This is a genomic window from Lentzea kristufekii (assembly GCF_033949925.1).
GTDB lineage: Bacteria > Actinomycetota > Actinomycetes > Mycobacteriales > Pseudonocardiaceae > Lentzea > Lentzea kristufekii.
Window position 1 is genome coordinate 116,120 of sequence record NZ_JAXAVV010000024.1, and the last position, 25,980, is coordinate 142,099.

Annotated in this window: 33 protein-coding genes and 1 tRNA gene; 20 read left to right on the plus strand and 14 right to left on the minus strand. The window is 69.0% G+C overall.

The genetic code is table 11. The annotated features are described in order from the left end of the window. Position 1 precedes the first annotated feature (1 nt). Positions 2-544 (plus strand): 3'-5' exonuclease, encoded by a 543-nt coding sequence (locus tag SK571_RS36640; protein WP_319988698.1) that lies wholly within the window; start codon positions 2-4, stop codon positions 542-544. On the opposite strand, the gene SK571_RS36645 is transcribed toward SK571_RS36640, so the two are convergent. Continuing rightward, entirely contained in the window at positions 534-1,589 is a 1,056-nt protein-coding gene (locus tag SK571_RS36645; protein ID WP_319988699.1) for a DUF2855 family protein, read from the minus strand. The two genes, SK571_RS36640 and SK571_RS36645, sit on opposite strands and share 11 nt — an antisense overlap. Positions 1,590-1,627: 38 nt before the next feature. On the opposite strand from SK571_RS36645, the gene SK571_RS36650 reads away from it, so the two are divergent. Continuing rightward, positions 1,628-2,203 carry a TetR/AcrR family transcriptional regulator gene (locus SK571_RS36650; protein ID WP_319988700.1) on the plus strand — a complete coding sequence of 192 codons (576 nt, stop codon included), beginning with the start codon at positions 1,628-1,630 and terminating at the stop codon, positions 2,201-2,203. Here the strand turns inward: SK571_RS36650 and SK571_RS36655 are convergent. Together SK571_RS36655 and SK571_RS36660 are read right to left on the minus strand one after the other, a co-directional pair. After that, a complete protein-coding gene (locus SK571_RS36655) occupies positions 2,184-2,636 on the minus strand; it encodes a MaoC family dehydratase (RefSeq protein WP_319988701.1) in 453 nt (150 codons plus the stop codon). The two genes, SK571_RS36650 and SK571_RS36655, sit on opposite strands and share 20 nt — an antisense overlap. A 2-nt stretch (positions 2,637-2,638) precedes the next feature. Then, positions 2,639-3,391 (minus strand): SDR family oxidoreductase, encoded by a 753-nt coding sequence (locus tag SK571_RS36660; RefSeq protein ID WP_319988702.1) that lies wholly within the window; start codon positions 3,389-3,391, stop codon positions 2,639-2,641. Positions 3,392-3,521: 130 nt separating this feature from the next. Between SK571_RS36660 and SK571_RS36665 the strand changes: the two genes are divergently transcribed. Next, positions 3,522-4,322: an SDR family NAD(P)-dependent oxidoreductase gene (locus SK571_RS36665; protein WP_319988703.1), complete on the plus strand. Its 801-nt coding sequence runs from the start codon at positions 3,522-3,524 to the stop codon at positions 4,320-4,322. 1 nt (position 4,323) lies between these two features. Continuing rightward, complete coding sequence (locus SK571_RS36670) at positions 4,324-5,295, plus strand: quinone oxidoreductase family protein (RefSeq protein WP_319988704.1); 972 nt, start codon at positions 4,324-4,326, stop codon at positions 5,293-5,295. Positions 5,296-5,425: 130 nt separating this feature from the next. Here SK571_RS36670 and SK571_RS36675 read toward each other — a convergent pair whose 3' ends face one another. The 5 genes from SK571_RS36675 to SK571_RS36695 form a co-directional block, all read right to left on the minus strand. Beyond that, a complete protein-coding gene (locus SK571_RS36675) occupies positions 5,426-5,887 on the minus strand; it encodes a DUF6319 family protein (protein ID WP_245983645.1) in 462 nt (153 codons plus the stop codon). 93 nt (positions 5,888-5,980) lie between these two features. Next, complete coding sequence (locus tag SK571_RS36680; protein WP_319988705.1) at positions 5,981-6,202, minus strand: hypothetical protein; 222 nt, start codon at positions 6,200-6,202, stop codon at positions 5,981-5,983. Beyond that, positions 6,199-7,356 (minus strand): S8 family peptidase, encoded by a 1,158-nt coding sequence (locus tag SK571_RS36685; RefSeq protein WP_319988706.1) that lies wholly within the window; start codon positions 7,354-7,356, stop codon positions 6,199-6,201. The genes SK571_RS36680 and SK571_RS36685 overlap by 4 nt, the downstream gene beginning before the upstream one ends. A 63-nt stretch (positions 7,357-7,419) precedes the next feature. Continuing rightward, a complete protein-coding gene (locus SK571_RS36690) occupies positions 7,420-8,571 on the minus strand; it encodes a cation:proton antiporter (protein WP_406602087.1) in 1,152 nt (383 codons plus the stop codon). A 26-nt stretch (positions 8,572-8,597) separates the two neighbouring features. Further along, positions 8,598-9,071 carry a cation:proton antiporter regulatory subunit gene (locus SK571_RS36695; RefSeq protein WP_319988708.1) on the minus strand — a complete coding sequence of 158 codons (474 nt, stop codon included), beginning with the start codon at positions 9,069-9,071 and terminating at the stop codon, positions 8,598-8,600. Between the two features lie 18 nt (positions 9,072-9,089). On the opposite strand from SK571_RS36695, the gene SK571_RS36700 reads away from it, so the two are divergent. From SK571_RS36700 to aroH, 5 genes are all read left to right on the plus strand, one after another. Further along, positions 9,090-10,205, plus strand: a complete 1,116-nt coding sequence (locus SK571_RS36700) for a DUF1015 family protein (protein ID WP_319988709.1) — start codon at positions 9,090-9,092, stop codon at positions 10,203-10,205. A gap of 64 nt (positions 10,206-10,269) precedes the next feature. Continuing rightward, complete coding sequence (locus SK571_RS36705) at positions 10,270-11,214, plus strand: tetratricopeptide repeat protein (RefSeq protein WP_319988710.1); 945 nt, start codon at positions 10,270-10,272, stop codon at positions 11,212-11,214. Next, positions 11,214-11,960, plus strand: a complete 747-nt coding sequence (locus tag SK571_RS36710; RefSeq protein WP_319988711.1) for an ATP-binding protein — start codon at positions 11,214-11,216, stop codon at positions 11,958-11,960. The genes SK571_RS36705 and SK571_RS36710 overlap by 1 nt, the downstream gene beginning before the upstream one ends. Positions 11,961-11,991: 31 nt before the next feature. After that, positions 11,992-12,285, plus strand: coding sequence for an STAS domain-containing protein (locus tag SK571_RS36715; RefSeq protein WP_319988712.1), 294 nt, complete (start codon positions 11,992-11,994; stop codon positions 12,283-12,285). A gap of 33 nt (positions 12,286-12,318) precedes the next feature. Then, positions 12,319-12,681 carry a chorismate mutase gene (gene aroH / locus SK571_RS36720; protein WP_319988713.1) on the plus strand — a complete coding sequence of 121 codons (363 nt, stop codon included), beginning with the start codon at positions 12,319-12,321 and terminating at the stop codon, positions 12,679-12,681. Here the strand turns inward: aroH and SK571_RS36725 are convergent. Next, positions 12,671-13,591: a homocysteine S-methyltransferase family protein gene (locus SK571_RS36725; protein WP_319988714.1), complete on the minus strand. Its 921-nt coding sequence runs from the start codon at positions 13,589-13,591 to the stop codon at positions 12,671-12,673. The two genes, aroH and SK571_RS36725, sit on opposite strands and share 11 nt — an antisense overlap. Before the next feature lie 84 nt (positions 13,592-13,675). On the opposite strand from SK571_RS36725, the gene SK571_RS36730 reads away from it, so the two are divergent. After that, on the plus strand, positions 13,676-13,993 hold the full coding sequence (locus tag SK571_RS36730) for a hypothetical protein (protein ID WP_319988715.1): 318 nt from the start codon (positions 13,676-13,678) through the stop codon (positions 13,991-13,993). Between the two features lie 623 nt (positions 13,994-14,616). Here SK571_RS36730 and SK571_RS36735 read toward each other — a convergent pair. After that, positions 14,617-15,069 (minus strand): pyridoxamine 5'-phosphate oxidase family protein, encoded by a 453-nt coding sequence (locus tag SK571_RS36735; RefSeq protein ID WP_319988716.1) that lies wholly within the window; start codon positions 15,067-15,069, stop codon positions 14,617-14,619. 79 nt (positions 15,070-15,148) lie between these two features. Here SK571_RS36735 and SK571_RS36740 point away from each other — a divergent pair, with 79 nt between their 5' ends. The 8 genes from SK571_RS36740 to SK571_RS36775 all read left to right on the plus strand — a co-directional run bounded on the left by SK571_RS36740 (position 15,149) and on the right by SK571_RS36775 (position 20,734). After that, entirely contained in the window at positions 15,149-15,496 is a 348-nt protein-coding gene (locus SK571_RS36740) for a DUF4937 domain-containing protein (protein ID WP_319988717.1), read from the plus strand. Between the two features lie 74 nt (positions 15,497-15,570). Beyond that, a complete protein-coding gene (gene cmk, locus SK571_RS36745; RefSeq protein WP_319988733.1) occupies positions 15,571-16,257 on the plus strand; it encodes a (d)CMP kinase in 687 nt (228 codons plus the stop codon). Continuing rightward, positions 16,254-16,886 (plus strand): lysophospholipid acyltransferase family protein, encoded by a 633-nt coding sequence (locus SK571_RS36750; protein WP_319988718.1) that lies wholly within the window; start codon positions 16,254-16,256, stop codon positions 16,884-16,886. Before cmk ends, SK571_RS36750 begins: the two co-directional genes overlap by 4 nt. After that, positions 16,883-18,304 (plus strand): ribosome biogenesis GTPase Der, encoded by a 1,422-nt coding sequence (gene der, locus SK571_RS36755; protein WP_319988719.1) that lies wholly within the window; start codon positions 16,883-16,885, stop codon positions 18,302-18,304. Before SK571_RS36750 ends, der begins: the two co-directional genes overlap by 4 nt. A gap of 65 nt (positions 18,305-18,369) precedes the next feature. Next, a complete protein-coding gene (locus SK571_RS36760) occupies positions 18,370-19,002 on the plus strand; it encodes a response regulator transcription factor (protein ID WP_319988720.1) in 633 nt (210 codons plus the stop codon). A 224-nt stretch (positions 19,003-19,226) separates the two neighbouring features. Beyond that, positions 19,227-20,111, plus strand: a complete 885-nt coding sequence (locus SK571_RS36765) for a sensor histidine kinase (protein WP_319988721.1) — start codon at positions 19,227-19,229, stop codon at positions 20,109-20,111. Positions 20,112-20,283: 172 nt separating this feature from the next. Beyond that, positions 20,284-20,357: transfer RNA gene (locus SK571_RS36770), tRNA-Pro, on the plus strand. A gap of 200 nt (positions 20,358-20,557) precedes the next feature. Beyond that, on the plus strand, positions 20,558-20,734 hold the full coding sequence (locus tag SK571_RS36775; protein WP_319988722.1) for a hypothetical protein: 177 nt from the start codon (positions 20,558-20,560) through the stop codon (positions 20,732-20,734). Positions 20,735-21,092: 358 nt separating this feature from the next. Here the strand turns inward: SK571_RS36775 and SK571_RS36780 are convergent, their stop codons facing one another. The 3 genes from SK571_RS36780 to SK571_RS36790 are packed head-to-tail and all read right to left on the minus strand — an operon-like array spanning position 21,093 to position 23,088. After that, positions 21,093-22,451 (minus strand): ThiF family adenylyltransferase, encoded by a 1,359-nt coding sequence (locus SK571_RS36780; RefSeq protein WP_319988723.1) that lies wholly within the window; start codon positions 22,449-22,451, stop codon positions 21,093-21,095. Then, positions 22,433-22,816, minus strand: a complete 384-nt coding sequence (locus tag SK571_RS36785; RefSeq protein ID WP_319988724.1) for a hypothetical protein — start codon at positions 22,814-22,816, stop codon at positions 22,433-22,435. The genes SK571_RS36780 and SK571_RS36785 overlap by 19 nt, the downstream gene beginning before the upstream one ends. Then, on the minus strand, positions 22,813-23,088 hold the full coding sequence (locus SK571_RS36790) for a multiubiquitin domain-containing protein (protein WP_319988725.1): 276 nt from the start codon (positions 23,086-23,088) through the stop codon (positions 22,813-22,815). Before SK571_RS36790 ends, SK571_RS36785 begins: the two co-directional genes overlap by 4 nt. 172 nt (positions 23,089-23,260) lie before the next feature. Here SK571_RS36790 and SK571_RS36795 point away from each other — a divergent pair, with 172 nt between their 5' ends. Both SK571_RS36795 and SK571_RS36800 read left to right on the plus strand, forming a co-directional pair. Further along, entirely contained in the window at positions 23,261-23,638 is a 378-nt protein-coding gene (locus SK571_RS36795) for a helix-turn-helix domain-containing protein (RefSeq protein ID WP_319988726.1), read from the plus strand. A 3-nt stretch (positions 23,639-23,641) separates the two neighbouring features. Further along, entirely contained in the window at positions 23,642-24,205 is a 564-nt protein-coding gene (locus SK571_RS36800) for an ImmA/IrrE family metallo-endopeptidase (protein ID WP_319988727.1), read from the plus strand. Positions 24,206-24,821: 616 nt separating this feature from the next. On the opposite strand, the gene SK571_RS36805 is transcribed toward SK571_RS36800, so the two are convergent. After that, positions 24,822-25,340 (minus strand): hypothetical protein, encoded by a 519-nt coding sequence (locus tag SK571_RS36805; RefSeq protein ID WP_319988728.1) that lies wholly within the window; start codon positions 25,338-25,340, stop codon positions 24,822-24,824. Between the last annotated feature and the right edge of the window lie 640 nt (positions 25,341-25,980).

Genomic DNA, 25,980 nt, shown 5'->3' on the forward strand with positions numbered 1-25,980 from the left:
CGTGATCGCGTTGGACGAGGTGCTGGTGGTCGACGTCGAGTCGACGTGCTGGGAGGGAACGCCGCCTCCCGGTGAGGTCTCGGAGATCATCGAGATCGGGATCTGCCCGGTCGCGGTGGCGTCCGGGGTCCGTGGTGAGCGGCGGTCGGTGCTGGTGGCGCCGTCCCGGTCGTCGGTCAGCCCTTTCTGCACCGAACTGACGACGCTGACCGCCGGCCAGGTCGTCGGCGGGGTCTCGTTCGCCGAGGCGTGTGCGCTGCTGCGCAAGGAGTTCCGGTCGGACCGCCGGGTGTGGGCCTCGTACGGCGACTACGACCGGAAGATGTTCGAACGGCAGTGCGCCGACTTCGGGGTCCGGTACCCGTTCGGGCCGCGGCACGTCAACGTGAAGACGTTGTTCGCGCTGGTGCACGCGTTGCCGCGGGAGGTCGGGATGGCCGAGGCGGTGCGGCTGGCCGGGCAGAGGCTCGACGGCACGCACCACCGCGGCCACGACGACGCCTACAACATCGCGGGCCTGCTGGCCGGGCTGCTCAGAAGGTGATCACGTCGGCGCTGTTCGGGTTCGCCTTGCCCGACAGCACCGCCTGCCACACGTCGACCAACTCCTCCGGCCCGCTGTGCTGGACGACGCCGACCCGGTCACCGGCCTGAGCGGTGAAGCCCCGCCAGGCCTCGCCGAAGCGCTGAGCCAGGCCTTCGGAGCCCCAGTCGGCGGTGCGCTTGCGCAGCTGGTCCGGGGCGAAGAAGAACTCGGACCGCACGTCCTGCGGGGCCGCCTGGTGCGTGAGGCCGATCGAGATGTCCTTGACCAGGCCGGAGCCGAGCCGGTCGTGCAGCGCCGACCGCACGTCGGCCGACCCGCTGAAGTCCAGGTACACCGAAGGTTCGACGTCCACCGAAGCGTCGTAGGGCAGCACGGTGTCGTAGAGGCCCAGGCTCTGGGTGAACTCCACGTTGCGGGGCGATGTCAGGCCGACCAGCCGGACGCCCTTGTCGCGCAGGCAGTGGGCGGTGCCGAACGCGGTCTTGCTGGACGCCGAGGAGATCACGACGGTGCGGGCGCCGTGGAAGTCGTTGTCCGCCAGCCGGTCGGCCAGCAGGAACGACGTGAGGAACAGCGGCCGGTACAGGACCTGGAGGTCCTCGAGCCGCTCGTCGTAGGCGGGGTCCTGGCTGGTGACGAGGTAGCTGTTGTAGACGGCCGGGAGCGCGGCGCGGTGGTCGGCGGTGTCCACGAAACCGGCCGAGGTCAGCCTGGCGCGCACGACGAGATGGCTCGCCATCGGCAGGTAGCCGTAGACGCGGGTGCCGGCGGGCAGAGCGTCCATTGTGGAGTCGACGACGTCGGCGAAGCCCCACAGGGGGATCACGCCCTGGCCGGGGCCGCCGGCCGGGAAGAAGTTCCAGTAGCCGATCTTGTCGCCGATCACGCCGTAGGTGACGTTGTTGGCGGTCAGGCCGACGCGGCTCACCCGGAGCAGCACCTCGCAGTCCGACAGCTCGGACGACTCGGGCAGTTCGTCGTGCAGCACTTCGGTTTCGGTGAGGTCGTCGCGGTCGACGACAACGGTCCAGCGACTGATCATTGCCTGGCTTCTCCTTGGTCGGGAGGTACGCTCCGGTCGTGACCGTGCCTGAAAGACTGATCGACGCCGCCACCCGCCTGTTCGCGGACAAGGGGTACGAGCGCGTCGCCGTGCAGGAGATCGTGGAACACGCCGGTGTCACCAAAGGCGCTATGTACCACTACTTCGGGTCGAAGGACGACCTGCTGCACGAGATCTACGGGCGGTTGCTGCGCTTGCAGACCGAACACCTGGAGAAGATCGCGTCGAGCACCGGCCCGGTGGTCGAGCGGCTGCGCGAGGCCGCGATCGACGTGATCGTCACGAGCGTCGACGACTTCGACGCCGCCAAGGTGTTCTTCCGCTCGATGAACCACCTCTCGGAGGAGAAGCAGCGGGAGGTGCGGGCGGAGCGGCGGCGCTACCACGAGAGGTTCCGCGGCCTGATCGAGGAGGGGCAGCAGGACGGGGCGTTCCGCGACGACGTGCCCGCCGACGTCGCCACGTACTACTTCTTCGGGTCGTTGCACCAGCTCGGCACGTGGTACCGCCCGGACGGGGAGATCCCGGCCGGGCGGCTGGCGGAGCACTACGCGGACCTGCTGATCCACAGCCTCACGGCACGATCACGCTGACGATCTCGGCCACGCACGCGGGCTTGTCGCTGCCCTCGATCTCGATGACGACCTTGGTCACGAGCTGCTTGCCGAGCGCGATGTCCGTGACGTCCAGCAGCTCGACCCCGCCGCGCACCCTGGCGCCGACCAGCACCGGCTGCGGGAAGCGGACCTTGTTGCTGCCGTAGTTCACGCCCATCTTGATGTTCTTGACGGTGTAGACGTCCCGCACCAGGTACGGCACCAGTGACAGCGTCAGGTAGCCGTGCGCGACCGGTCCGCCGAACGGGCCCTTCTTCGCCTTTTCGACGTCGATGTGGATCCACTGGTGGTCCAGCGTCGCGTCGGCGAACAGGTTGACCTGCTCCTGCGTGACCTCGTGCCACTCGCCGAACCCGAGGTGCTCGCCCTTGGCGGCGACCAGCTCGTCGATGGTCTCGAATGCGCGCATGCTCAGTCCTTCGGTCCGCCGGCGACGTAGATGACCTGGCCGGACACGAAGCCGGCACCCTCGCTGACGAGGAACGACGCGGTGTGCGCGATGTCCTCCGGCTGGCCGACGCGCGCGACCGGGATCGTCTGCGCCGCACCGTTGAGGAGGTCCTCGAACGAGATCTTCATGCGCTCGGCGGTCGCCTTGGTCATCTCGGTGGCGATGAAACCGGGCGCGATCGCGTTGACCGTGACGCCGAACTTGCCGAGCTCGATCGCGAGGGTCTTGGTGAAGCCCTGCAGACCGGCCTTGGCTGCGGAGTAGTTGGCCTGGCCGCGGTTGCCGAGGGCGGAGGTGGAGCTCAGGTTGACGATGCGGCCGAAGCCTTCCTTCGTCTGGTAGGCCTGCACGGCCTTGCTCATCAGGAACGCACCGCGCAGGTGGACGTTCATGACCGTGTCCCAGTCGCTCGCGGTCATCTTGAACAGCAGGTTGTCACGCAGCACGCCGGCGTTGTTGATCAGCACGGTCGGGGCGCCGAGGGCCTCGGCGACCTTCGCCACCGCGGCGTTGACCTGCTCCTCGTCCGCCACGTCGACCTTGAGGCCGATGGCGCGCCCACCGCTCGCGACGATCTTGTCGGCGCCGTCGAGCACGCCCTGCTCGTCGAGGTCGAGCAACGCGACGGCCAGGCCGTCCGCGGCGAGGCGCTGCGCGACCGCGGCGCCGATGCCACGAGCCGCGCCGGTGACGATCGCAACCCTGTCGGCCACGGGTCCTCCTTCGGTGAGGGGATGGTGAGCTAAGCAAGCGCTTAGTAACGTACCTATCAGTCCGCTTGACGTCCAGGCCTGTGCGGACGACCATACCGACTGGTCGGAATGTGGCAATTCGAGGAGGCAGATGCCCGTGGACTTCACCGGCAAGGTCGCGCTCATCACCGGCGGATCCAACGGCATCGGCGCCGCGTCCGCCCGGCGGCTGGCATCGCACGGCGTGCGCGTCGTCGTGGCTGATGTGGACGCCGACCAGGGCAAAGCCGTCGCCGATGAGATCGGCGGCCTGTTCGTGCGCTGCGATGTGACGGTGCCTTCGGACTCCGCCGAGGCCGTCGCTCTCGCCGTGCGCGAGTTCGGCGGGCTCGACATCGCGTTCCTGAACGCCGGCATCGGCACCGGCTGCTCGCTGGGCGACGACTTCGACGTCGAGGTGTACCGCCGCGCGATGGCCATCAACCTCGACGGCGTCGTCTACGGCGCGCACCACGCGTTGCCCGAGGTGCGCAGGCGCGGCGGCCAGATCATCGCCACGGCCTCGATGGCCGGACTCATGCCGATGCCGGGCGACCCCGTCTACGGCGCGAACAAGGCCGCCGTCGTCGGTCTCGTGCGCTCGCTCGGTGGTGCCTATCCCGACGTGCGCGTGAACGCGCTGTGCCCCGCGTTCGCCGACACCAACATCATCGGTCCGCTGCGCTCGACGCTGGAGGAGATCGGCATGCCGATCCTGCCCGTGTCGGCCGTCGTGGACACCTTCATGTCCATTGTGGAGGGTTCGGGGACCGGCGAGGCCTGGTTCGTGCAGGCAGGTCGTTCGTCGGAGCCGTTCGGGTTCCGCAACCCGCCCGGACCTCGTGCCGCTGACGGCTCGCGCATCGAGGCCGCTCGCAAGGACCCCGTTTCCATCGCGCTTGAGGAGAACTGACGTGCGTGCCATCCAGATCACCGAGTTCGGCGGGCCCGAGGTGCTCCAGCAGGTGGAGCTGCCAGACCCCGTTGCGGGTGAGGGCGAGGTGCTGATCAACGTCTCGCGTGCCGGGCTGAACTACGCGGACACGCACCAGGCCGAGAACTCCTACCTGGCGAAGATGGAGCTGCCGCTGGTGCCCGGCGGTGAAGTCGTCGGGACCACTTCGGATGGGCGTCGGGTCGTTGCGCTGACCAAGAACTCCGGTGGGTATGCGGAGAAGGCTGTTGCGCCTGCTCTGACCACCTTCGACGTTCCTGATGGTGTGGACGATCTGACTGCGTTGTCGTTGATCGTCCAGGGTGCTACGGCCTGGTTGTTGCTGCGGAAGTCCACGCACATGGAGGCCGGTGAGACGGTCGTCGTGCACGCCGCTGCTGGTGGTGTGGGGACGATCGCCGTTCAGCTGGCCAAGTTGTGGGGAGCTGGGCGGGTCATCGCCACCGCCTCTTCCGAGGACAAGCGGAAGCTGGCGCTCGACCTGGGTGCGGACGTGGCGGTCGACTCTCGTGCCGCCGACATGACCGCCGCATTGAAGGAAGCGAACGGTGGGCGGCGGGTCGACGTCGTGCTGGACATGACTGGAGGGGCTGTCACTGACCAGTCGCTGGTTGCGCTGGCGCCGTTTGGGCGGCTTGCGTTTTATGGCATGGCCTCGCGGGAAAGGCCGAAGCCGGTTGACCTCGGGGCACTGCTGGTGCACTCCACGGCCGTTGCGGGTATGTGGCTGCCTCACGCCCTGAAGGTGCGCGACGCCGAACACGGCACGCTTGCCCACCGTGCGATGGCCGAGCTGTTCCAACTCGTCGTCGATGGGAAGCTGAAGGCGGTCCCAGGCGGCGAGTACGGCCTGGGCGAGGTCCAGCAGGCACACGAGGACCTGCGCTCCCGCAAAACCGCCGGAAAACTCCTGCTAGACCCGTCCCGCTAACTGTTTCCTGACCGCACGCGGGGCGCTTTCGTGCGCGTGGAGCGCACGAAAGCGCCCCGCGTGGCTTCCAACATGCGGAAAGGGCGGCCCTCGTCAGTGCTGGGCCGCCCTTTTCGGCGTGGTGCTGGACTTACTCGGAAAGCTCGGCCAGCTGGGCCTTCACCCTGGCCAGCTCGGCTTCGAGCTCCTCCATGCGGGTGCGGTGCTGGTCGCGCGCCGCCTCGAGCACCGACTCGATGCCCTCGGCGATGTCCACGTGCAGTTCCTTGGCCGCCTTGGCGACGGCGATGGCTGGGATGACCAGGCCCGACACGACGCGCTGCGTGCCGTGGACCAGGTCGGCCTGCCATTCGCCCTCGGCGGTGCCGGTCACCGTGAGCGTGAGCTCCACGGTGCGGGTCTTCTTCGCCGTGCTCTTCGGGCGGCCGGCCTTCGGCTTTTCCGCCTTGGGGGCTTCGACCTTGGGAGCCTCGGCCTTCGGCGCTTCCACCGGCTTCGGCGCCTCGGCCTTCTCGGCCACTGGGGCCGACGCCGGAGTCTCCTCCACGACGGTCTCCTCGACTGCCTGCACCTCGGTGAGCGTGTCCGACACGATCAGGTTTCCTCTCTCCGCAACGACGTGACCCCGCGCACAGCATAGAACACATGTTCGATCAGCCGTCGATGGGGTCGGGAGAGAGCCTAGTCAGTACGGCGGGAGCTGCACGCGCCACTGCCGTTCGACGTCGATGACGCCGGGTACCGCCTGCAGTGCCGGGATGGCCCTGACCTCGGCGGTGCCGGTGACGACGCCCAGGGCTGCCAGGACCGTGTCGATCATCAGGCCCGCCTCCCGCAGGTCGTCGAGGACCTGCGGGAGGCTGCCCTCCGTCACGGAGACCATCACCTGGTCCACCGAAGCGGTCATGGCGCCTGGACGAGTCCGCTGCCGATGTCGGTGGACGGCAGGGGCAGGCGCAGCGCGGTGCCTACGAGGCGGGCCCACAGTTCGTAGCCGCGGGCGCCGGTCTTCTCCGCGATCAGCACCGCCACGCCGGCCACGTGCGGGGTCGCCATCGACGTGCCGCGCAGGCGTGAGTACTTCTGGGGGAGCTTGAACGACGAGTAGACGTCGACGCCTGGCGCGCACACGTCGATCTGGCCGATCTTGTCCGCCGAGCCCGAGGAGAACGTCGCGATCGCTCGGTTCACGTCGATCGCCGCCACCGCGATGATGCTGGGGCAGCGGGCCGGGTGGCCCACCGGCGCGACGCGGGCCGGGCGGGAGGACGCGTTGCCCGCCGCCGCGATGATCAGCGTGCCCTTGGCCATCGCTCGCTGGGCGACGGTCTCGTAGATCTGCGAGTACGGCGTGTTCACCGGGACGTCGGCGCCCAGGGACATCGAGATGATCGCGCAGCCGTTCGAGACCGCCCAGTCGATGCCCGCGAGGATGCCGCCGTCGGAGCCGGAGCCCGCGTTCGACAGGACCTTGCCGGCGAAGATCTCGGCCTCGTGCGCGACGCCGTAGCCGGGCAGCGTGGCGGGCTTGCGGGGGCCTGCCGACGTGCCGATGCAGTGCGTGCCGTGGCCGTGGCCGTCCTGCACGTCCTCGCCGGTGATGAACGACTTCGTGGTGATGGCGCGGCCCGTGAAGTCCGGGTGGTTCTTCTCCCAGCCGGTGTCCAGGACAGCGATCTTGACGCCCTTGCCGGTGGCCGTGCTGACGTCCGCGCCGACCGCCTGCAACCCCCAGGTCAGCACCGCTTCGTCGGCCGTCGCCTCAGGCGCTTCCTCCTCGGCCGGCGCCGCGAACACGTGCACGACGCGCTCCGGCTCGACGATCAGCACCGGGCCCGGGCCCTCGGCGGCGCCGTTCAGCCCGCCCAGCAGGTTCGGGTCCCCGGACACCACGGCGACGCCCAGCTCCGGGAACACCTGCAGCGTGTCCGAGCCGATCTCACCGGTGTTCGGGTTGAACCCGGCGATCGCGCCGAGCTCGGCCAAGCCCTCTTCGACGGCGTCTTCCTGCAACAGCACCAGGAACCGGCCGGTGGTCTCCACTTCCGCGGGTTCGGTCATGACGATTCGCCCCTACTCTCCATCTAGCCCTCACTAGAGAGTCGTCACATCGGGGCAGTTGTTTCAGGCCGTTTGCCTTCTACGCTGAAAGAATTCCCCGATTGGCTCAACGTACTTGGCCGCGATGGGCCCGAGGATCGCCATCAGCAGCACGTACGCGGTCGCGAGCGCCGCCAGGTCGTTGTGCACCTGACCGGACGCCACGGCCAGCCCGGCGATGACGATGGAGAACTCGCCGCGCGCCACCAGCGCCGCTCCCGCACGCATGCGGCCCATCTTGCCGATGCCCTGCCGCCCGGCCGCCCACCAGCCCGTGAAGACCTTCGTGGCGGCCGTGACGACGGCCAGCGCCACCGCGATGCCGAGCACCGGCGGGATCGAGCGCGGGTCGGTGTTGAGTCCGAACACGACGAAGAACATCGCCGCGAACAGGTCCCGGAGCGGTTCGAGCAGGCGCGTGGCGTTCTCGGCCGTCGACCCTGAGATCGCGATGCCGAGCAGGAACGCGCCGACCGCGGCGGACACCTGCAGCTGCGAGGCGATGCCCGCGACGAGCAGCGCCGAGCCGAGCAGCTTGAGCAGGAACACCTCGTGGTCGGGACTGTCCACAATGGCCGAGATGAACCGGCCGTACTTCAACGCCACCACCAGGACGACGGTGATCGCGAGCAACGAGATGCCGACCGAGGTGAGCTCGCCAAGGAAGCTGACGCCCGCGAGAACGGCCGTGAGGACCGGCAGGTACACGGCCATCGCGAGGTCCTCGAACACGAGCACGGACAGCACGACGGGTGTCTCGCGGTTGCCCAGCCGACCTAAGTCGCCGAGCACCTTCGCGACGATGCCGGACGACGAGATGTACGTGACGCCGGCCATCGCCAGCGCGCCGACCGTGCCCCAGCCGAGCAGGATCGCGGCGATCGCGCCCGGCGCCGCGTTCAGCACCAGGTCGAGCACACCGGCCATCCAGGACTTCTTCAGCCCGGTGGTGAGCTCGGACGCCGAGTACTCGAGGCCGAGCAGGAGGAGCAGGAGCACCACCCCGATCTCGCTGGCGAGGTGGGTGAACTCCTCGATGCCGTGCAGCGGGACCAGCCCGCCCTCGCCGAACGCGAGCCCGCCGATCAGGTAGAGCGGGATCGGGGAGATGCCGGCACGCCGAGCCACACGACCCAGCAGGCCGAGGCCGAAGAACACCGCGCCGAGCTGGATCATGGCAACTGTCGTCTCATGCACTGTGCTTAACCGCCGTGGAGGATCTCAGCGGCGGCGTCGAGGCCTTCCGCGGTGCCGACGACGACTGCGAGGTCACCGTTCTCGAAGAGGAATTCAGGGCCCGGCGACGGGTGGGCGTCGCCCACGCGCACGACGGCCACGATGGACGCACCGGTCCTCGTGCGCAGAGCGGTCTCACCGAGCGCGCGGTTCGCGAAGGCGGTCACCGGCAGCTGACGGGTCGTGATGCCCGTGATGTCGCGGTGCTCCTCGCGCAGGTGGGCGACGAGCTGCGGTGCGCCGAGCAGGCCCGCGAGCGTGTTCGCCTCTTCCGGTGAGAGGGGTATCGAGGCGGCGCAGGAGTCGGGATCCGTCGCTTTGGACAGGATCAGCTCGAACCGGCCGTCCCGGTAGGTGATCACGCCTACGCGTCGTCCGGCGCGGATCGTGAAGTCCTGACGCGTCCCGATGCCCGGAAGGGGCGTGATCTCTACGTTCACACAGATCATGATACGGGGATGTCCCAGAATGCGAGGGCGCTGCGGGTGCGCCCAGTACGCCGCGGGTGGGTGGTGCGTGAACGCGTGCCCGGCCCGGACGTCGACGAGTTCGCCGAACCCGGCCAGGTGATCGGGGCGCTCGCGAGAGCCCCGCACGGCACGTTGCTGGCCGTCCAGCACCCCCACCGCACGCCGGCCGCGCTGGCGGCGGGCACCGGGCTGCTCGACGCGCTGCCCCACGCCAGGGCCGAGCTCGCGGCGCTGATCCGGCGGGCGTACACCGAGGTCACCGACGTCGTCGCGCCGTACCGGGTGGACGGACCGGACGGGACGGCGTGCGGCCTGCTCTGCCTCGTCGACCCGGACGGGATCGAGCACACCGAGGACGTCTACCCGGACGTGGTCGCCGAACGCGGGCAGGTGCTGGCGTCGCTGGGCATCGCGACGAGCGCGGCGATGCTCATCCCGATCACTCCGCACGACGGGCTGACGGACCTGGTGCTCGGCATGACCGAGGAGCCTGCGGTGTCGCTTGTGGACTCGGGCGGGCGGCGGCACTGGGTGTGGCTGGTCGGGCCGGGGGAGTCGCAGGAGCGGTTCCTCGAAGCGGCGGGCGCGCATCCGTTGCTGGTCGCGGACGGCAACCACCGGGTCGCGGCGGCGCGGGAGGCGGGACTGGAAGGCCTGCTCGCGCTCGTCACGTCCGGGCCTGGGCTGCGGGTCGGGCCGATCCACCGCGCGATCGCGGGCAGCGGGCTGACCACGGCCGATCTGGTGACGGCGTGGGAGCGGGCCGGGTTGACGGTGTCGTCGCTGCCGTTCGTCGTCGATCCGGAACCGGGTGTGGTCGTGGTGCGCTGCCCGGACGCGGTGCTGCGGGTCGAACTGCCTGCGGGACAAGGGATCGACCACGCGGTCGTGGAGTCGCTGCTGCTGGATCGGGCGCTCGGGCTCGACCCGGAGAGCCCGTGCGTGAAGGCGGTCGTGGACCCGTCCGTGGAGGCCGAGGCGGTGCTGCTGATCGCGCCCGTGCCGCTGCGCGAGGTGCTGGCGGGGACGAAGATGCCGCGCAAGAGCACCTATTTCACCCCAAAGCCGCGTAGCGGACTTCTACTGGCCGACCTGTCACCGTAGGGCCCTGCCCGGCGAGTTCGTTCGGCCCTGTTCGACCGTCGGACACGCGTTGAAAATCGTCCCCATGCACTACGACGCGTCACCCGCGCTGCCGCCGCCGCAGACCCGGATCGGGCTCGTGCACGTCAGGCACCTGCGGGCGATGACGTCGGCGTTGCGCGCGGTCGACTACCGCTACGGCGGCGGGTCGTGCCGGACGCAGGTGCAGGCACTGTTGTCGTGGTGTGACAAGGCTTTCGCGCACTCGGCCAGTGCCGCCGTGCGCCGCGACTTCCGGTGCGCCATCGCGGAGCTGCACGCCCTCGCCGGGTGGACCGCCTTCGACGCGGGACTCGGCGGGTCCGCGCACCGCCACTTCCTCCTCGCCCTGAACTTCGCCGAGGACGAGGACCTGGTGGCGAACATCCGCTACCGGATGGGGCGGGTCCACCTGCACCACGGTGGACCCGCCGAGGCGCTGGGCATGTTCCGGCTCGCGGCGATCGTCGCGAACAGCCACCACACGAACGCGATCCTGGCCGCGAACCAAGCGTGGTGTCACGCGGAGATGGGGGATCGAGTGTCCGCGCTGGCGTCGCTGGGGCGTGCGCACGACGAGTTCGCACGGTCAGATGTGGAGCGCGCGGCGCCGTGGGCGGCGTTCTTCGACGTGCACGACCTCTCCGGCATCACCGGTGCCGTCTACACCTCTCTCGCACGCACCGTCGACCGCGGGTTCGCCCGGCCGGCCATCACGGCGTTGCACCAGGCTGTGACGGGGTACCGCGACGACATGGCGCGCAGCCGGACGTTCGCGCTGATCGCGTTGTCGCTCAACCACCTCGTGGAAGGGGACGCGGACGAGGCGGCGGTGACGGCGGGGCTGGCCGTCGCGCAGACCGGCGACATGATGTCCGCCCGCACGCGCAAGAAGCTCGAACCGTTGCACGCCGAGGCGGGCAGACGCCGCGCGACCACGCTGCGAACGCTGATCACCCCCTTGCTGAGAGCTCCGGTGCTCGCCGCGTGATGGACGCGCGGACCCGGTGGTTCCCGGCGACACCAGGGTCGTTGCCGGAGATCCGGGCCTTCGTGCGAGGCCTCGCCGGCGAGTCGGGTCTGCACGGCGACGACGCGCGGGACGTGCTGCTCGCGGTGTCCGAGGCGGCGGACAACGCGGTGCGGCGCGCGGGGGCGTCCATCGTCGGGGTGACGTGGGAACCGCGCGACCACGCCGTGCTGCTGACCATCGAGGACGACGGCGTGTTCGACCTCGACGCCGGCACCGGCACCCGGCCGCTGGGACTGCGCCTGCTGTTCGGCATCGCCGACGAGGTGCAGGTCAGGCCCGGCAGACCGACCTGGCCCGGCACGGTCGTGCGAGCGCTCGTGCGGGTCTGGTCGCGCGCGGGCGTCCCGGACCTGCCCGCGCCTGAGGGATGCCCGCGCGTGCTGCTCGTCGACGGCGACCGGTTCTCCGGCCAGTCGCTGGCCGCGTTCCTGCACGCCGAGGGCTACGAGGTCGCGCTCGTGACGACGATCCCGGCCGCCGAGGAGTCTCTTCAGAGTCCACCGGCTCTGGCGATCGTCGACCTGCTGACGTCTCATGGTGAGGGGACCAGGTTCGCGGCGGCGGCGCGAACGTTCGGCGTACCGGTTGTAGCCGTTTCGGCGATCGAGCCGGCCGCTCACGTCGCCGATGCATATCTGCCGAAGCCCGCACACCCGCTTCGTGTGCTCGCGGCGGTGCGCGATCTGCTGTCTCCCGACTCGTGAGGCACCCACGATGGAACACCAGCCAGGTTTGTTGGAGGTACGTCGCCACGGCGCGTTGGTGACGCTGACCGGTGAGGTCGACCTGAGCACCAGCGACCTGCTGCGCGCCGAACTCGCGCTCGCCTGCTCGTCCGGGGACGGTGACGTGATGGTCGACTTCACCGCCCTGACGTTCATCGGGTCGAGCGGCCTGCACGTGCTGATCGAGACGGCGTCGTCACTGGGACAGCGGCGGCTGGTGCTGCTCGGCGGCGGCTGGGGCGCCTACGTCGTGAACCTGCTCGACCTCACCCTCAAGTTCCCCAACATCGTCGTCGACCGCTGAAGTCCACTCTGGACCGCTGCTAGGGTCGATCGCATGGCGGTGCGAGCGATCAGGGGAGCCACGCAGATCGACGCGGACTCGCGGGACCTGCTGCTGGAGGCCACGGCCGAGCTGGTGCGGGAGGTGTTGACGTGCAACGCGTTGACGTCCGACGACCTGATCAGCGTCGTGCTCACCGCCACACCCGACCTGGTCTCGGAGTTCCCCGCCTACGCCGCGCGCCAGGCCGGGCTCTCGGACGTGCCGCTGCTGTCCGCGACCGAGATCGCGGTGCCGGGCTCGATGCCGCGCGTGATCAGGTTGCTCGCGCACGTCGAGACCGATCTGCCGCGATCCGCGGTGAAGCACGTCTACCTGCGCGGTGCGGCGGCGTTGAGGACCGACCTCAACCACTGAACGCGGCGCTGACCGCGTCGACGTGCCGGTGGTCGGTGCCGCAACACCCGCCCAGCACGGTCAGCCGGGGAAAGCGCGTCCTGAGTCTCCGGTAGTCGTCCGCGAACTCCGCGGGATCACCCCGGTCCAGCGTCTCGGCCTCGTCCAGCTCGGCGTGGCTGAGCTTCGACGCGTTGGCCCTGATGCCCCGGAGGCGGTTCGTCCACGCGGCCTCGGGGTCGAGCGCCGGCGCGATGTGCGTGGGATGCGCGCAGTTGACCATGTAGTAGGCCGGGTAGCCGTTCGTGTCGCGGTCGACGGCCTCGATCGCGTCGCCCAGCGCGTCCCCGCTCGGCAGCCTGCCGTCCGTCTCGACGGTGAACGAGATGACGACGAGGACGTTCGCTTCTTCGGCGGCGTCGACGATGCCGGTGGCTTCGGGGACGTTCGTGAGCGTCATGGCGGTGACGAGATCGGCGTGGGTGCCGGCGAACGTCCGGATCTGCGTCGAGTGGTAGTCGCGTGCCTCCTCCCTGGTCATGATCGACTCGGGCCGGTAGGCGTCGCCGCGCGGTCCGACGCAGCCGCTGATGACGACCGGGATCGCGAACCGCTGCCGCACGTCCAGAAGCAGGTCGACGGCTTTGCGGTTGGCCGCGGCGAGGCGTTCGGCGTCGTAGCCGAGCCGCGCGGCCCAGTCGGCGCTGGCACGCCAGGTGGCCGTCTCCAGCACGATGCCGGTGCCGTCGCGTTCGGCGATGCCGGCGTAGCGCTCGTAGTAGCGGGTGAGCGCCGCGTGGCCGTCCGGATCGTCGAGCAGCGGGAACGCGGCGAAGTCGGGCAGGTCGATGCCGTCGTCGAAGATGAGCGTGGTCTCGGCGCCGCCGTCGGTGAGGAAGAGCGGGGCTTCGAGCTGGGGCAGCAACGTCATCGGATGCCTCCAGGCCGGAGGGCCAAGTGTGCGTCCCGAACGCCGGTTCTGCCCGCTCACATCGGGTGATCACTGGGGGGTGACGTGTTCCAGCCCTATCTGGCCGAGTACCGCTACTACGCGTTGTTCGAAGACGGGCACGGCATGTCCGATGTCGCCAACGCCGAAGGCCTTTATCGCAGCATCGGTGTTCACGACGAGCAGAAGTACGACGGCCACGGCGTGTGGACGAGGAGCGACGGCCTGTCGCGAGCAGGTGACCGCGACTCCTACGACATTTCGCGTTGCCACTGCTGCCGAGCGAGCGTGACGAGCTGGCGGCGATCATCGTCCTCCTCACGGCCCGGCGGCGAGCCGAGCCGGTGGACGGTCACCAGTACTTCGCCGTGTTCGACGGCCTGAGGGACTTCGTGGCCCTCGACCGAGCGCACTCTCTGATCCGGTGCTCCACCGACGGCGACGGGAAGTGGGAGACGTTCCTGCACGAGGGCGAGTGGGTGCCGGGGCAGGAGCCATGGCACGCGCACGTCCTGGCGGTCGGCCGCGAGGAGGTCCGGCGGATCAGCCGGCTCAGGGAAACCGCCGAGGTCAGGTACTTCGACGTCCAGCTCGACTCCAGCAGTCAACGGGAGATCGTCCGTCACACCGGATCGGGCGACGAAGCCGTGGACGATCTCGGCTGGCGACCCACCGACGTGCTCGGGCGGGTGCAGCCGCACTGGGTGGTCGAGGAGACCAGCGAGCACATCTTCGGCATCGACCGGTACGTCAGCGCACTCACGGCCAGGTCGGCCAAGTTCCGCGGCCGGCTCCACTACTACCAAGCGTTCTTCCGCGGGAGGACGACGTCTACGACTTCGGCAACGTCCTATTCCCAGCCAGAAAGCTGGACAAGTACGAGCGGTGGACACCGGACGGCTGGCAGTGGGTCGGCAATGCGCTCCACGGCACTCCGTTGCCGATCTCCGAGGAGGAGTTCCAGCAGCTGGCGGAGCCCCGCCCGGACGAGCGGGGCTCCGACGACCTCAGGCGCTGAAGTCCCTGCCGGGCAGCCACCCGTTGACGATGTCCGTGATGCGCCACGTCGGCACGGAGATCCTCAACGCGCGGATGGGCGTGGCGAGGAACGGCTCGACCTCGGGCACCTTCGCCACGAGCCGCTGCCGCACGGCCTCGTCCTCGGCCCCCTCGACCACCTCGGCCGTGCCCCGCGCCTGCAGGAACGGCTCCATCGGCGACCCGGTCGACACGACCAGCGCCACCTCGGGGTTCTCCTTGATCGCCCTGAGCGTCCGGCCGCGCTCCTCCAGCACGAGCTCGAGCGTGTGCAGCCCGTTCTCGGCGAAGTAGACGCCGCTCACCCACGAGCCGTCCGAGCCGGCCGTGGCGAGGAACATCGACTTGTGGGCGGCGAGCGTGCGGCGCAGCAACGCCTCGACTTCGGCGCGCTGTTCAGCGGTGGTCACTGAGTCCTCCATGGGTTCGACGATGCGCACACCAGATCGACCGGGAGGGCTCGCGCCTGTTGCTGATTCCACCGATCGATACCGTCGCGGGGTGCTGATCAAGTGGGTGCGCTGCCGGGTGACCGATCCGGCCGCGTTCGACCGGGGGCAGCGGGGCTGGGGCGCGCTGGCGGACGTGCCGGGGTTCCTGGGTCAGCGCGGCGGGTGGGGCGAACCGGGGATCGCGCACGTCGTGGCGTTCTGGCGCTCGGCGGCCGATCACGCGGCGTTCCTCGCCGGTCCGCACGACGCCCTCGCCGCCGCGCAGCAGGGCAGCTACGCCGACATCGACGTCCGGCTGTTCGAGGGTGATCCCGCGCTGGTGGCGGGTGATCTCCGGCGCGTCGTCGGCGAGGTTGTCGCGCTGGAACCGTCGTGGACTGTCCCGCCTGCGGTGTGAGCGTCCGCACCAGGCACAATGTGGCAGTGGGTGTCTCGGAGGGAGCTGCTGTGGGCCAGGGTCAGTTGCGCGGTGTGGTCGCTCTCGACGGACCGGCCGGCACCGGCAAGTCCACCGTGGCCAAGCGCCTCGCGACGGCGCTCGACGCGCGCTACCTCGACACCGGCTCGATGTACCGGGCGATCGCGCTGGCGGTGCTGCGCGCGGGCGTCGACCCGGCGGACGAGGTCAAGGTCGCGGCGGTCGTGGACAACGCGGTGCTCGTGGTCGGCACCGACCCGCGCAGGCCGGGCATCACGCTCGACGGCGACGACGTGTCGGCCGAGATCCGCGGGCCCGAGGTGTCGCTGGCCGTGTCCCCCGTCTCCGCGACCCGGCACGTGCGCGAGCTGCTGGTCGCCCAGCAGCGGGCGATCATCGCGGACGCCGTCGACCACGTGGGCGGAATCGTCGTCGAGGGCCGTGACATCGGCACCGTCGTGTCGCCCGACGCCCCGTTGAAGGTCTACCTGACGGCGTCGGCGGACGCGCGAGCCGCGCGCAGGACCAAGCAGGACAACGCAGCCGGGCGCCAGTCCACTGTGGACGCCGCGCTCGCGGACGTGCAGCGCCGCGACAAGTACGACTCGTCGCGCGCGGTGTCGCCGTTGAAGGCGGCCGACGACGCGGTGGAGCTCGACAACACCGACCTCGACCTCGTGGGCACCGTGCAGGCCTTGCTGGACCTCGTGGACCGCCGTGGACTGCGGGTGACCGGGTGAGCGTTCCCGAGGGGACGGTGCCTTGGCTGTTCGATCTCGGCCGCTGGATCGGGCGCGTGCCTTACGCCTGGCAGTTCCGGATTCGGGTGCACAGGCGCGACCGCGTACCCTTGAGCGGCGGCGTGGTCGTCGTCGCGAACCACAGCTCGATGGCCGACGGGCCGATCCTGTTCGGGGTGCTGCCCCGGCGCGTGACGTTCCTGATCAAGCAGGAGATGTTCAAGGGCGTCGTCGGCTACCTCCTGGCCAAGATCGGGCAGATCCCCGTCAAGCGGGGAGAGGCCGACCGCACTGCGCTGACCAGCGCGTTGTCCGTGCTCAAAGCCGGTGGCGTGATCGGGGTCTTCCCCGAGGGAACGCGCGGCGAGGGAGCCGTGGCGAGCGCGCAGAACGGCGCCGCGTGGCTGGCGAAGACGTCCGCCGCGATGGTGCTGCCGATCGCCTGCCGCGGGACGTACCAGGCCAAGGGCTGGCGGCCCGAGGTCGACGTGCTCATCGGTGAGCCGTTCCACCTTCCCGAGGGGAAGGGCCGGGCGGCCCTGGGCGTTGCCACCGAGCAGGTGCGCGACCGCCTGGCGACACTGGTCGCCGAACTAGATGGACTTCGCAAGAGTGAGGGAAGACGATGACGGACCTGGACGGCACCTGGGAGGACGAGGCCGACTGGTCAGCGTTCGACGACCTCGACGGCTCTGGCGGCGAGGAAGCCGCGCCGCCGCAGCCGGTGCTCGCGGTGGTGGGACGGCCGAACGTGGGCAAGTCCACGCTGGTCAACCGCATCATCGGCCGACGAGAGGCCGTGGTGCAGGACGTGCCCGGCGTGACGCGCGACCGCGTGGCGTACGACGCGCTGTGGAACGGCCGCAAGTTCACCGTGGTCGACACGGGCGGCTGGGAGCCGGACGCGGTCGGGCTGCAGGCCTCCGTGGCCGCGCAGGCCGAGCTCGCGATGGCGACCGCCGACGTGATCCTGCTGGTCGTGGACGGGTCGGTGGGCGCCACGTCCACCGAGGAGGCCGTCGCGAAGGTCCTGCGCCGGTCCAACAAGCCCGTGATCCTCTGCGCGTCCAAGGTCGACGACGACCGGCTGACCGCCGACATCGCGTCGCTGTGGTCGCTCGGTCTGGGCGAGCCGTACCCGGTCTCCGGTCTGCACGGCCGCGGCTCCGGTGACCTGCTCGACGTGATCCTCGACAGGCTCCCCGAGAGCCCGCGCGACGACTTCGGCGGCCGCCACGGCGGTCCCCGTCGCGTGGCGCTGGTCGGCAAGCCGAACGTCGGCAAGTCGTCGCTGCTGAACCGCCTGACGGGCGAGGACCGCTCGGTCGTCGACTCCGTCGCGGGCACCACCGTCGACCCGGTCGACTCGCTGGTGGAGCTCGACGGCGAGATCTGGCGTTTCGTGGACACCGCCGGCCTGCGCAAGCGCGTGAAGTTCTCCGGCGGCGCCGAGTACTACGCGTCGCTGCGCACCAAGTCCGCGATCGAGACCGCCGAGGTCGCGGTCGTGCTGCTGGACGCGCACGAGCCGCTGGCCGAGCAGGACCTCCGGGTGCTGACGATGGTGGTCGAGTCCGGCCGCGCGTGCGTGCTGGCGTTCAACAAGTGGGACCTGGTCGACGAGGACCGCCGCAACGAGATGGTGCGCGAACTCGAGCGCGGACTTGTGCGCGTGCCGTGGGCGGACAAGGTCAACATCTCGGCCCTGACCGGCCGCGCCGTGCACAAGCTCGCCCCCGCCCTGCGCACCGCGCTGAACTCGTGGGACACCCGCGTCCCGACCGGCCGCCTGAACCAGTGGCTGACCGAGCTGATCTCCGCCACCCCGCCGCCCGTGCGTAGCGGCAAGCAGCCCAAGGTCCTGTTCGCGACCCAGGCCTCGACCCGCCCGCCGACGTTCGTGCTGTTCACGACCGGCTTCATCGAGGCCTCGTACCGCCGGTTCATCGAGCGCAGGCTGCGTGAGGAGTTCGGCTTCCAGGGCAGCCCAGTCCGCATCTCCGTGCGCGTGCGCGAGAAGAAGAAGGCCGGCTCCTCCAAGAAGTAGTTTCTCCGGGTGACGACCCGGCCGATCTGGTTGCCCTTTGTCATGGGGTGCGGTTGGTTGGGTTGGTGGCCGTACGCGTGGTGCTAGCCGACGACGAGGCCCTGCTGCGGCGGGGCCTCAAAGTCCTCCTCGAAGCAGACGGACGAGTGGAGGTCGTCGGCGAAGCGGCCGACGGCGCCGAACTGGTGGAGGAAGTCCTAGCCCACTTACCGGACGTGGTGCTGGTCGACGTCCAGATGCCGGGCGTGGACGGCCTGGAGGCGGTCCGCCGCCTGCGAACCTGGGCCACCCCACCGGCGATCGCGGTGCTGACCACGTTCGACCTGGACGACTACGTGGCGACAGCCCTGGACCTCGGCGCCCAGGGCTTCCTGCTGAAGGACGCCGAACCCGAAGCCCTGGTCCGAGCAGTCGTCGACCTGGCAGCAGGCGGCGCCGTCCTGGACCCTCGCATCACCGCCCGTTTGCTTCCTCGCCTGCGGGGCTTCCGCGCGAACCGGCAGCTGGACTCGTTGTCCGCCCGCGAACGCCAGGTCCTGGAACTGGTCGCCGCCGGCCGCTCGAACCACTCCATCGCAGAGGAACTCTGCCTCTCCGAAGCGACGGTGAAGAGCTACGTCTCCACCGTCCTGACCAAACTGGGCGTGGAGAACCGGGTGCAGGCGGCTCTGGTCGCCCACCAGGTCGGTGTGTGGTGAAACCGGTCCTGAGCGAAACCCTCACCGTAGGCATCACCACAGGCGTCGTCCTCCTGACCCAGGACCGCCCGTTCACCTGGTCCCTCTGGACCGCCGTAGCCGCGTCCCTGCTCCTCCCTCTCCGCCTGCGCTGGCCGTGGCTGGCGTCCCTCCTGTGCGTCCCCGCGATAGCCGGCGGCCTGGGCTGGGCCCCCGCCCTGGTGGCCCAGTTCCGCCTGGGCCGCATGGAGAAGTCGATCCACGTCCAGATCTTCTGGGTACTCCTGATGACGGCCGCCTCGATCATCCCGGTCCTGCTGACAGAGACGATCCCGCTCGGCCCCCTGCTCCTGGCCACCGCCTTCGCCTTCGGCCTGGCAGCAGCCCCCACGGCACTGGGCGCCCTCCTGACCACCCGCAAGGAACTGACCCAGTCCCTCTACGAAACCCGAAGAGCAAGAGCGGCAGAACTAGAGGCCCAGGAAACGTCGGCCCGAGCCGCGGAACGAGCCCGGATAGCCCGCGAAATCCACGACGCAGTAGGCCACCACGCCACCCTCATAGCAGTGGAGTCAGCGGCCCTGGCGGCAACCGCACCAGACCCAGCAGTACGCGAGACAGCACTACGTCTACGAGCGCTGGCAAAGGAATCGCTGTCCGAGATGCGAGCAGCCCTAGGCCTCCTGAACTCCGACACGACCTACCCGTCCCTGCAGGAACTGATCGACCGGGCCCGAGTAGCAGGCGTCTCCGTCACGCTGTCGGAAACAGGTGACACCGCCCTCTCCCCAGCAGTCTCCAGAGCCCTCTTCCGCGTAGTCCAAGAGTCCCTCACCAACGTGACGAAACACGCCCCAGGAGCCACGGTGACGGTGACCGTGGACCGAGCCTCCCCAGTCCGAGTAACAGTCGTGAACGGCCCAGGCGACCTACCGTCCCTGGCCGACGGAGGAGGCGCGGGCCTGCACGGCCTCTCCGAACGAGTACGCCTGGCAGGCGGCACCCTGACCACCTCGTACCGGGCAGACGGCGGCTTCAGCGTCAGCGCCGTCCTACCCTCCGGTAAATCGAAGGTTGACGGACAAGACTCGACTTTCGGAGGTGGCGCCCGAGACGCCGCCACCGCATAGTTCTGGTGTCGGTCGAGGATCGGGGGATCGGTCGGACCGAGGGACGCGGGGACCCGAACTTCGGGTCCCCGCCGTATTTCCGCAGCTCGCGGCCTGTTGTGGGGGCCGTTTTTGATCTCTGTCCGCGGTGTTGTAGGATTTCCCATGCACGCCGGGGAACCGGGAGTGTGGCCGGGACGTGGCGCAGTTTGGTAGCGCACTTGACTGGGGGTCAAGGGGTCGCAGGTTCAAATCCTGTCGTCCCGACGGTCTAAATCAGCCCGCTGATTCTGGGTGAAAGCCCAGGTCAGCGGGCTTTTTCGTGCGCTCTTTTCGATCTTGACACGACTGTCCACAGTGGTCTGTACTGGCCGGTAACGTGGTGTTTGGGAGGATTTTGGGAGAATCGGTTTGCCCAGGGCGAAATGGGGTCGCGTTGGCTAAAGCGAATCTTGTCCTCCGTTCGGGTGTTCTTCCTGACCGTGATCGTGGTGTGCAGCGGCGTTATCCAAGCGGCTCTGTCTGGTGATCTCATCGATGATGCACGCTGGCACCTGATGCGCCGGGATGTGCTAGTCCCTGAAGTAGTTGGGGATCTCGGTGCGCACGCCGCGCAGGATGTGTTCGAAGTAGGGGCCAGCTGAAGTGCCCGGTGACTTGTGGCGCCCGAGGAAAGACCGCCGTGCGGACAGCGCTCGAGAGATTCGATGTCATCGCGTTCTTCTCCGACGTCCGCGATTTTGAATCCTGTGTGGACGCCTGGAGCTGGGTTCGGTGACGAACTTCCGGTTGCGGCCACTACCGGCCGGCTGCTCACCATCACCGTCGTCGTGGCCATGCTGGTGGCATGGGGGACTGACGGGCGCGGAAATCTGCACGTGCAGGCGCGCGCCAAACCGTGCCAGCCCGCTGCGGCGCCTAGCTTGCTGCGCGAGCCGTCGGTTGGGATCTGGTACTGACGTGCAGGTCCTACCCGGCAGGCCGGGGCCGTCGTCGGCGTGATCAGTGGTCTCCGCGTCCGAGTGGACCGCCAGGGCCGCAAGCCGGACACGTCGGATCTTGACGTGACTCGACGAGGTCACGTTCGCGGCTCCTCGGCCGGTGGAGCGAGGCCGCGGTGTCGGTGCTGTTCTCGTGCAGCGCGGTGACCGCGAGCATGAAGTGGTTGACGGCCTCGGCGACCGCCAGCGAGTTGAGAGCGATCACGCTGGGGGCGGGCACCTCGTCGACGTAGCGAGCGAGCCGGCGTTCCTCGGCGTTGTGCATGTCGATGGCCAGGTTGGTCGGGTTGATCAGGCCGTCGCACCACAGGCACGTCTTGCCTGGGACGAGAAGGCGCGTGACCGCGTGAATTTGGCCGATGGTGCCGTCGGCGTTCACAGGGACCTTGACGCCGGCCTGGGTGGCCGGGATGAGGTAGCGGTGAACAGCTTCGTTGACCCAGTGCCGGGCCGAGTCGGTGTCGGCGGCGAGGAAGATCCAGTCGCAGCCGGCCAGTGCTCGCCTCGCCTGCGGGTGCTCGACGCGTTGCGGGATCACGTCGATCGTGATTTCCGGGTTCGCGCGGCGAGCGTTGCGTTCGGCCAGCTCGGTCTTCGGTTTGCCCACGTCCGACTGCTTGGCCGCGACGAGGCGGGGGAGGTTGGCCTCCTCGGCCCTGTCGTTCTCGATGAGGACCAGGTGCCCGACGCCCAGGCGGGCCAGGAACTCGACGACCATGCTGCCGACACCACCCAGTCCCACGACAGCGACACGAAGCCGCCGAAGGGTCTGCTGCCCCTGGTCGCCGAAGAGCCGGGCCTGCCGGTCGTGGCCGTGGTCTGCGGCTGCGGCTGGGGCAGGACGTGGCCGCAGCCGGATGATGTTGTTGTCCGGAATGACGACCTCAGCCAGTTCCACTCGTTCGCCACCGGGCAGCCAGAGGTCTCCGGCGGCCGCCTGCGGGGTGAAGACGACGGCGCCGACGATCTGGCCCGTGATCTGCCGCAACGCGGGGTAGCCGCGTTCGTGACTGGCGAGATCGACTCGAGAGAACCCGACGCTGGTGGTTCCGTAGTGGTTGTGCACCGCGAGGTAGGCGAGCTGCTCGTCGGCGGCGCGCACCGCCGCGTCGCGGACGAACTCGGACGGCAACGCCCGATACCCATAGGTGCCGGGAACGTAGTCGTGGTCGTCCTGCGCGACGAGAAGCTCCCGGCCGAGAAGGCGAGGCCCGCGAGGCCCGTCGGCGAGGCCGGCGAGGATCACAGCGCCATGCTCGTCGCCGTCGGTGAAGAGGTGCTGCGCGAGCTCGGCCCAGAGACGCGGAGGGAGTGTCAGGCTCCAGCCCTCGGCTGGTGGATTTACCTGGTCGCGAACCATGTGATCACCCTCTCCGCCTTGAGGACGGCGTTGTCGAGGCCGTTGCGGCGGTTCGACCTGCGAGACAGCTGCAGGGCGGGGCGGGCGCGCCATTCCATGGTCTGGACGCCTTCACCATGTGCCCCGCCGTCAGTGCGGGCGACTCTGCCGCAGTAGAAGGGGTAGATGTCGCTGTGCGGGCAGGCGGCGTCGATCTGGAAGCCGAGCCAGGTGGTCTGCGGCGTGTACCTGGATCCGAAGTCCACGTTGTCGATAACGACGATCGCGCCGCCAGCGCCGTCCGCGGTGACCTCGACCGAGTGGTCGGCGAAGTGTGCGCGGACGGCGGCGACGGCCTCTGCGACCGCCGGGGTCAGGGTCGTCACGAGTTGTCGTCGGGAGCGACGGCGATGAACTCCTGCCCCTTGTGGACAGCGATCGTGTCGTCGTCGCCGACGACCTCGTAGCGGTGGCCCCGCTTTACCGAGAGCTGGAAGTCGACTTCGACCGCGGCTCCCTGGTCCTTGGCCGCCTGCTTGATCTCGAGACCGGTCATCCGGTGCTCGGTGAGCGTCACCGCGTGCTTGTTGACGGTGACCTGGAACCTGACCGGACGCTCGTGAGCCTCGCGGTCCGTGTGTTCGGTGGTGATGGGCATCGGTGTCCCCCTCCTGATCGTCGTAGAAGCCGGGATGCTCCAGACGAGTGTCCCGACTTGCTTCCAGTGTTCGACATGTCGAACACTCAAGTCGAACGGTACCACAGGTGCTCGACTTGTCGAGCAGTGGTAGAAATGCGACACGGACCAGTGAGGGGTGTGCATGGCACGAATGACGGTCGACGTGGCTCGCCTACATGCGGCGTTGGACGCCGCTAGAGAGAGCAAGGACATGTCCTGGCGGCAGCTGGCCAAGGAGCTCGGGGTGAGCCCTTCGACGATGTCGCGGCTGGCGAACGAGGACGCGAAGCCCGACGTGAACGCGTTCGCCGCGATGGTGACGTGGCTGGGAGTGCCCGCCGAGAAGTTCATGGTGGACGAGGACGACCGGCCTGTGAGGATCGACGAGGAGCCGCCGCTGCTCGCGGAGCTGGCGCCGCTGCTCCGGGCGCGACGTGATCTGAAGAAGGAAGACGTGGAGCACCTCGAGGACCTCATCAGCTCTGCGGTGCGGAGGTTTGTCACGGAACGGGCCGCGAAGAAGGGCTGACACATGACCTGCCGCTGGACCCAGGCGAAAATGCGGGAGGTGGCCGACGAGGAGCGGGCTGAACTCGGCCTGACCTTGGACCAGCCACTGGATCCGTACCGGCTGGCGGAGGCCCACGGGATCCCCGTCTACGCGATCGACGAACTGCTGGATTGCGAGCACGCCGTTCGTCACTTCACCACGACGCGGACGTCCGCCTGGTCGGCTGCCCTGGTGCCGGTCGGGCAGCGACGGCTGATCATCGAGAACGCCTCTCACGCGCCCGTCCGGCGGCGGTCCAGCATCGCCCACGAACTCGGCCACTTCCTGCTCGAGCACCCCTTCGACGAGGTCCTGCTGACCGAGAAGGGATGTCGCCGGTTTGATCAGGACAAGGAAAAGCAGGCGACCTTCGTGTCCGGCGAGCTGCTCGTGCCGTGGAAAAGCGCCCTCCAGGCCGCCTTCGACGACATGACCAACGCACAGGTCGCGCAGACGTACGGGGTGAGCGAGCAGTTCGCGCAGATGCGGATGTCCGGCGCCCGCGTGGCGGCCCGCAACATGCGGGCCAAGTGGGGCGTCAGGTAGGCGGCGCGAGGCTAGCGCGGAAGGTGGCGCGAGGGCTGACCGGTGTGCGGCGTTGGGGCAAGGCGCAATATCGCGGCGTGGCGCACCACCCAGGTGGGCGGAGTGGTGGTGCCCGCTGATGAACGCCGGTGATGCACCGCTACGAACCAGGCTGGCAGTGTGAGGGTCAGGGGTTCGAGTCCCCTCAGCTCCACAATTTAACACAGTATGCGAATCGCCCGCTGACCTGCGAAAACAGGTTCGGCGGGCGATCTTCGTTGTTTGTCCAGTGTGGACGGTGGTGTACCGAACTGGAGCAAAACTGGAGCAGGCCCCTGGAAATCGTGGAATAGGGTCACGGTTCTGCTCCAGGCACTGGTCGCCCGTCTGGGTGGTATCTGCCAGGGGACTTCGGGATGGCCGCAGACCGTCATCGGGGCGTGCCAGGTATTGGTTGCCCGCCGGACGCAGGTTCCTGGCACAGCGGGCGTTTACGGTGGCCGTTTGGCCTGATGCGCTACCCCGTCCGGCGGTGCGAACACGGGTGCCGTGCCGCAACGTGCACACCCCCGCGCTCGACCTGCCGTCCGTACGGGGCCGGCAGACATGCCACCGACCCCGCGGACTCGTCGGCCGGTCAGTCTCTTGCGATCGCGTCCTGCCAACACTCGTGGCACGCCAACGAGTCCCCGTCTTCGCGATGCTGAATCGGGGCGCCGCAGCGAATACACGACTCGTTCCAGGGTGTCGCGCAGGACAGGCACATCCTGGTCCAGAACGTGGTGTCTTTCGACCGGACCGTAACGACTGCCTGCTCGCCGCAGTCCGGGCAATCTTGGGTCGGAGGGGCGCCGCCGTCCTTGATCGAGCTGTGCCAGTCCAGACCGAGGAACTCCGCCGCGTACTCGACCGCGAGCTGCGCGCCGGAATCCCAAGTCGCGCCGCACACCGGACATGCCGGAGTCACGTCTACCTCCACAGTGCCTTCGGAACACTGGGGGCACCGCACTACCGGCATGCGATCGGCGGCCTTTCGGCGCATCTCAGCGTCGTGGTGCCGGGCCGCCACCACGTAGGGTTCGCCGGTGAGGCGCATCCGCGCGCGGATCGCACGTGTGCGTTCGCGTTGCCGGGAGTTGGAGTCGCTGTTGATCATTTCTCTCGCTCCAGCGGAGCCCATGCCACCGCGGGTCAGAAATGATCACGGGGCTTCCACGCTGCGTCACAGACGGCTTGTCCTCGGTCGCTCGGCACGTGACGGCATGGGCGTCTAACCGAACTTGGAGTCAGGCAGAGCGTGGCTGCCGTCTCCTAGCCTACCCGCCCCTCTGGGCCGACGGTCGGGCAATGCAGAAAGCAAGGCAGGGCAACAGGCTCCGCACGAGCGACCTGCGCCAGATGACCCGTCCAGGGCTCGATTCGGACACTCGTTTCCAGGTCGTTCGAGTTTCGAAACTCGTGGGCCGACGGCGGCGGTGCGTCTGCACGGCCACCACCGGGTGGGTTCATTTCATCCGAGGGCGTGGGATCCACGGAGAGCCGCCGCCGAGCGGAGGCCTGTAGTTGTCCGCCTGATCCGGTACTCGTCCTACCCGGCCCTTACAGTTCAGGATCCTCCTGCGGGACAGACCGTCTGAGGCGTGGATCAACACGAGGCCGGTCCTCGACCTCCGGTCGGGTGCACCGCGGGTCGAGGTGCAGATCTCTGCCAAGCGAGCTGGTGCGACATAACATCCTCGGATGCAGATCGTGGTCGAGAACTCCTCAGCAGTGTTGTTGGCGACGAGTCCCCTAAT

What these genes read in the sequence shown, in the direction of transcription:
- SK571_RS36735 (WP_319988716.1), bottom strand. Translation starts at nt 15,069, where the DNA reads ATGGAGGACTCAGTGACCACCGCTGAACAGCGCGCCGAAGTCGAGGCG.
- SK571_RS36725 (WP_319988714.1), bottom strand. Translation starts at nt 13,591, where the DNA reads ATGACGTTGCTGCCCCAGCTCGAAGCCCCGCTCTTCCTCACCGACGGC.
- SK571_RS36765 (WP_319988721.1), top strand. Translation starts at nt 19,227, where the DNA reads ATGGAGAAGTCGATCCACGTCCAGATCTTCTGGGTACTCCTGATGACG.
- SK571_RS36795 (WP_319988726.1), top strand. Translation starts at nt 23,261, where the DNA reads ATGACGGTCGACGTGGCTCGCCTACATGCGGCGTTGGACGCCGCTAGA.
- der (WP_319988719.1), top strand. Translation starts at nt 16,883, where the DNA reads ATGACGGACCTGGACGGCACCTGGGAGGACGAGGCCGACTGGTCAGCG.
- SK571_RS36780 (WP_319988723.1), bottom strand. Translation starts at nt 22,451, where the DNA reads ATGGTTCGCGACCAGGTAAATCCACCAGCCGAGGGCTGGAGCCTGACA.
- SK571_RS36790 (WP_319988725.1), bottom strand. Translation starts at nt 23,088, where the DNA reads ATGCCCATCACCACCGAACACACGGACCGCGAGGCTCACGAGCGTCCG.
- aroH (WP_319988713.1), top strand. Translation starts at nt 12,319, where the DNA reads ATGGCGGTGCGAGCGATCAGGGGAGCCACGCAGATCGACGCGGACTCG.
- SK571_RS36700 (WP_319988709.1), top strand. Translation starts at nt 9,090, where the DNA reads ATGTCCCAGAATGCGAGGGCGCTGCGGGTGCGCCCAGTACGCCGCGGG.
- SK571_RS36805 (WP_319988728.1), bottom strand. Translation starts at nt 25,340, where the DNA reads ATGATCAACAGCGACTCCAACTCCCGGCAACGCGAACGCACACGTGCG.
- SK571_RS36655 (WP_319988701.1), bottom strand. Translation starts at nt 2,636, where the DNA reads ATGCGCGCATTCGAGACCATCGACGAGCTGGTCGCCGCCAAGGGCGAG.
- SK571_RS36680 (WP_319988705.1), bottom strand. Translation starts at nt 6,202, where the DNA reads ATGACCGCTTCGGTGGACCAGGTGATGGTCTCCGTGACGGAGGGCAGC.
- SK571_RS36645 (WP_319988699.1), bottom strand. Translation starts at nt 1,589, where the DNA reads ATGATCAGTCGCTGGACCGTTGTCGTCGACCGCGACGACCTCACCGAA.
- SK571_RS36710 (WP_319988711.1), top strand. Translation starts at nt 11,214, where the DNA reads ATGGACGCGCGGACCCGGTGGTTCCCGGCGACACCAGGGTCGTTGCCG.
- SK571_RS36705 (WP_319988710.1), top strand. Translation starts at nt 10,270, where the DNA reads ATGCACTACGACGCGTCACCCGCGCTGCCGCCGCCGCAGACCCGGATC.
- SK571_RS36800 (WP_319988727.1), top strand. Translation starts at nt 23,642, where the DNA reads ATGACCTGCCGCTGGACCCAGGCGAAAATGCGGGAGGTGGCCGACGAG.
- SK571_RS36665 (WP_319988703.1), top strand. Translation starts at nt 3,522, where the DNA reads ATGCCCGTGGACTTCACCGGCAAGGTCGCGCTCATCACCGGCGGATCC.
- SK571_RS36690 (WP_406602087.1), bottom strand. Translation starts at nt 8,571, where the DNA reads ATGATCCAGCTCGGCGCGGTGTTCTTCGGCCTCGGCCTGCTGGGTCGT.
- SK571_RS36685 (WP_319988706.1), bottom strand. Translation starts at nt 7,356, where the DNA reads ATGACCGAACCCGCGGAAGTGGAGACCACCGGCCGGTTCCTGGTGCTG.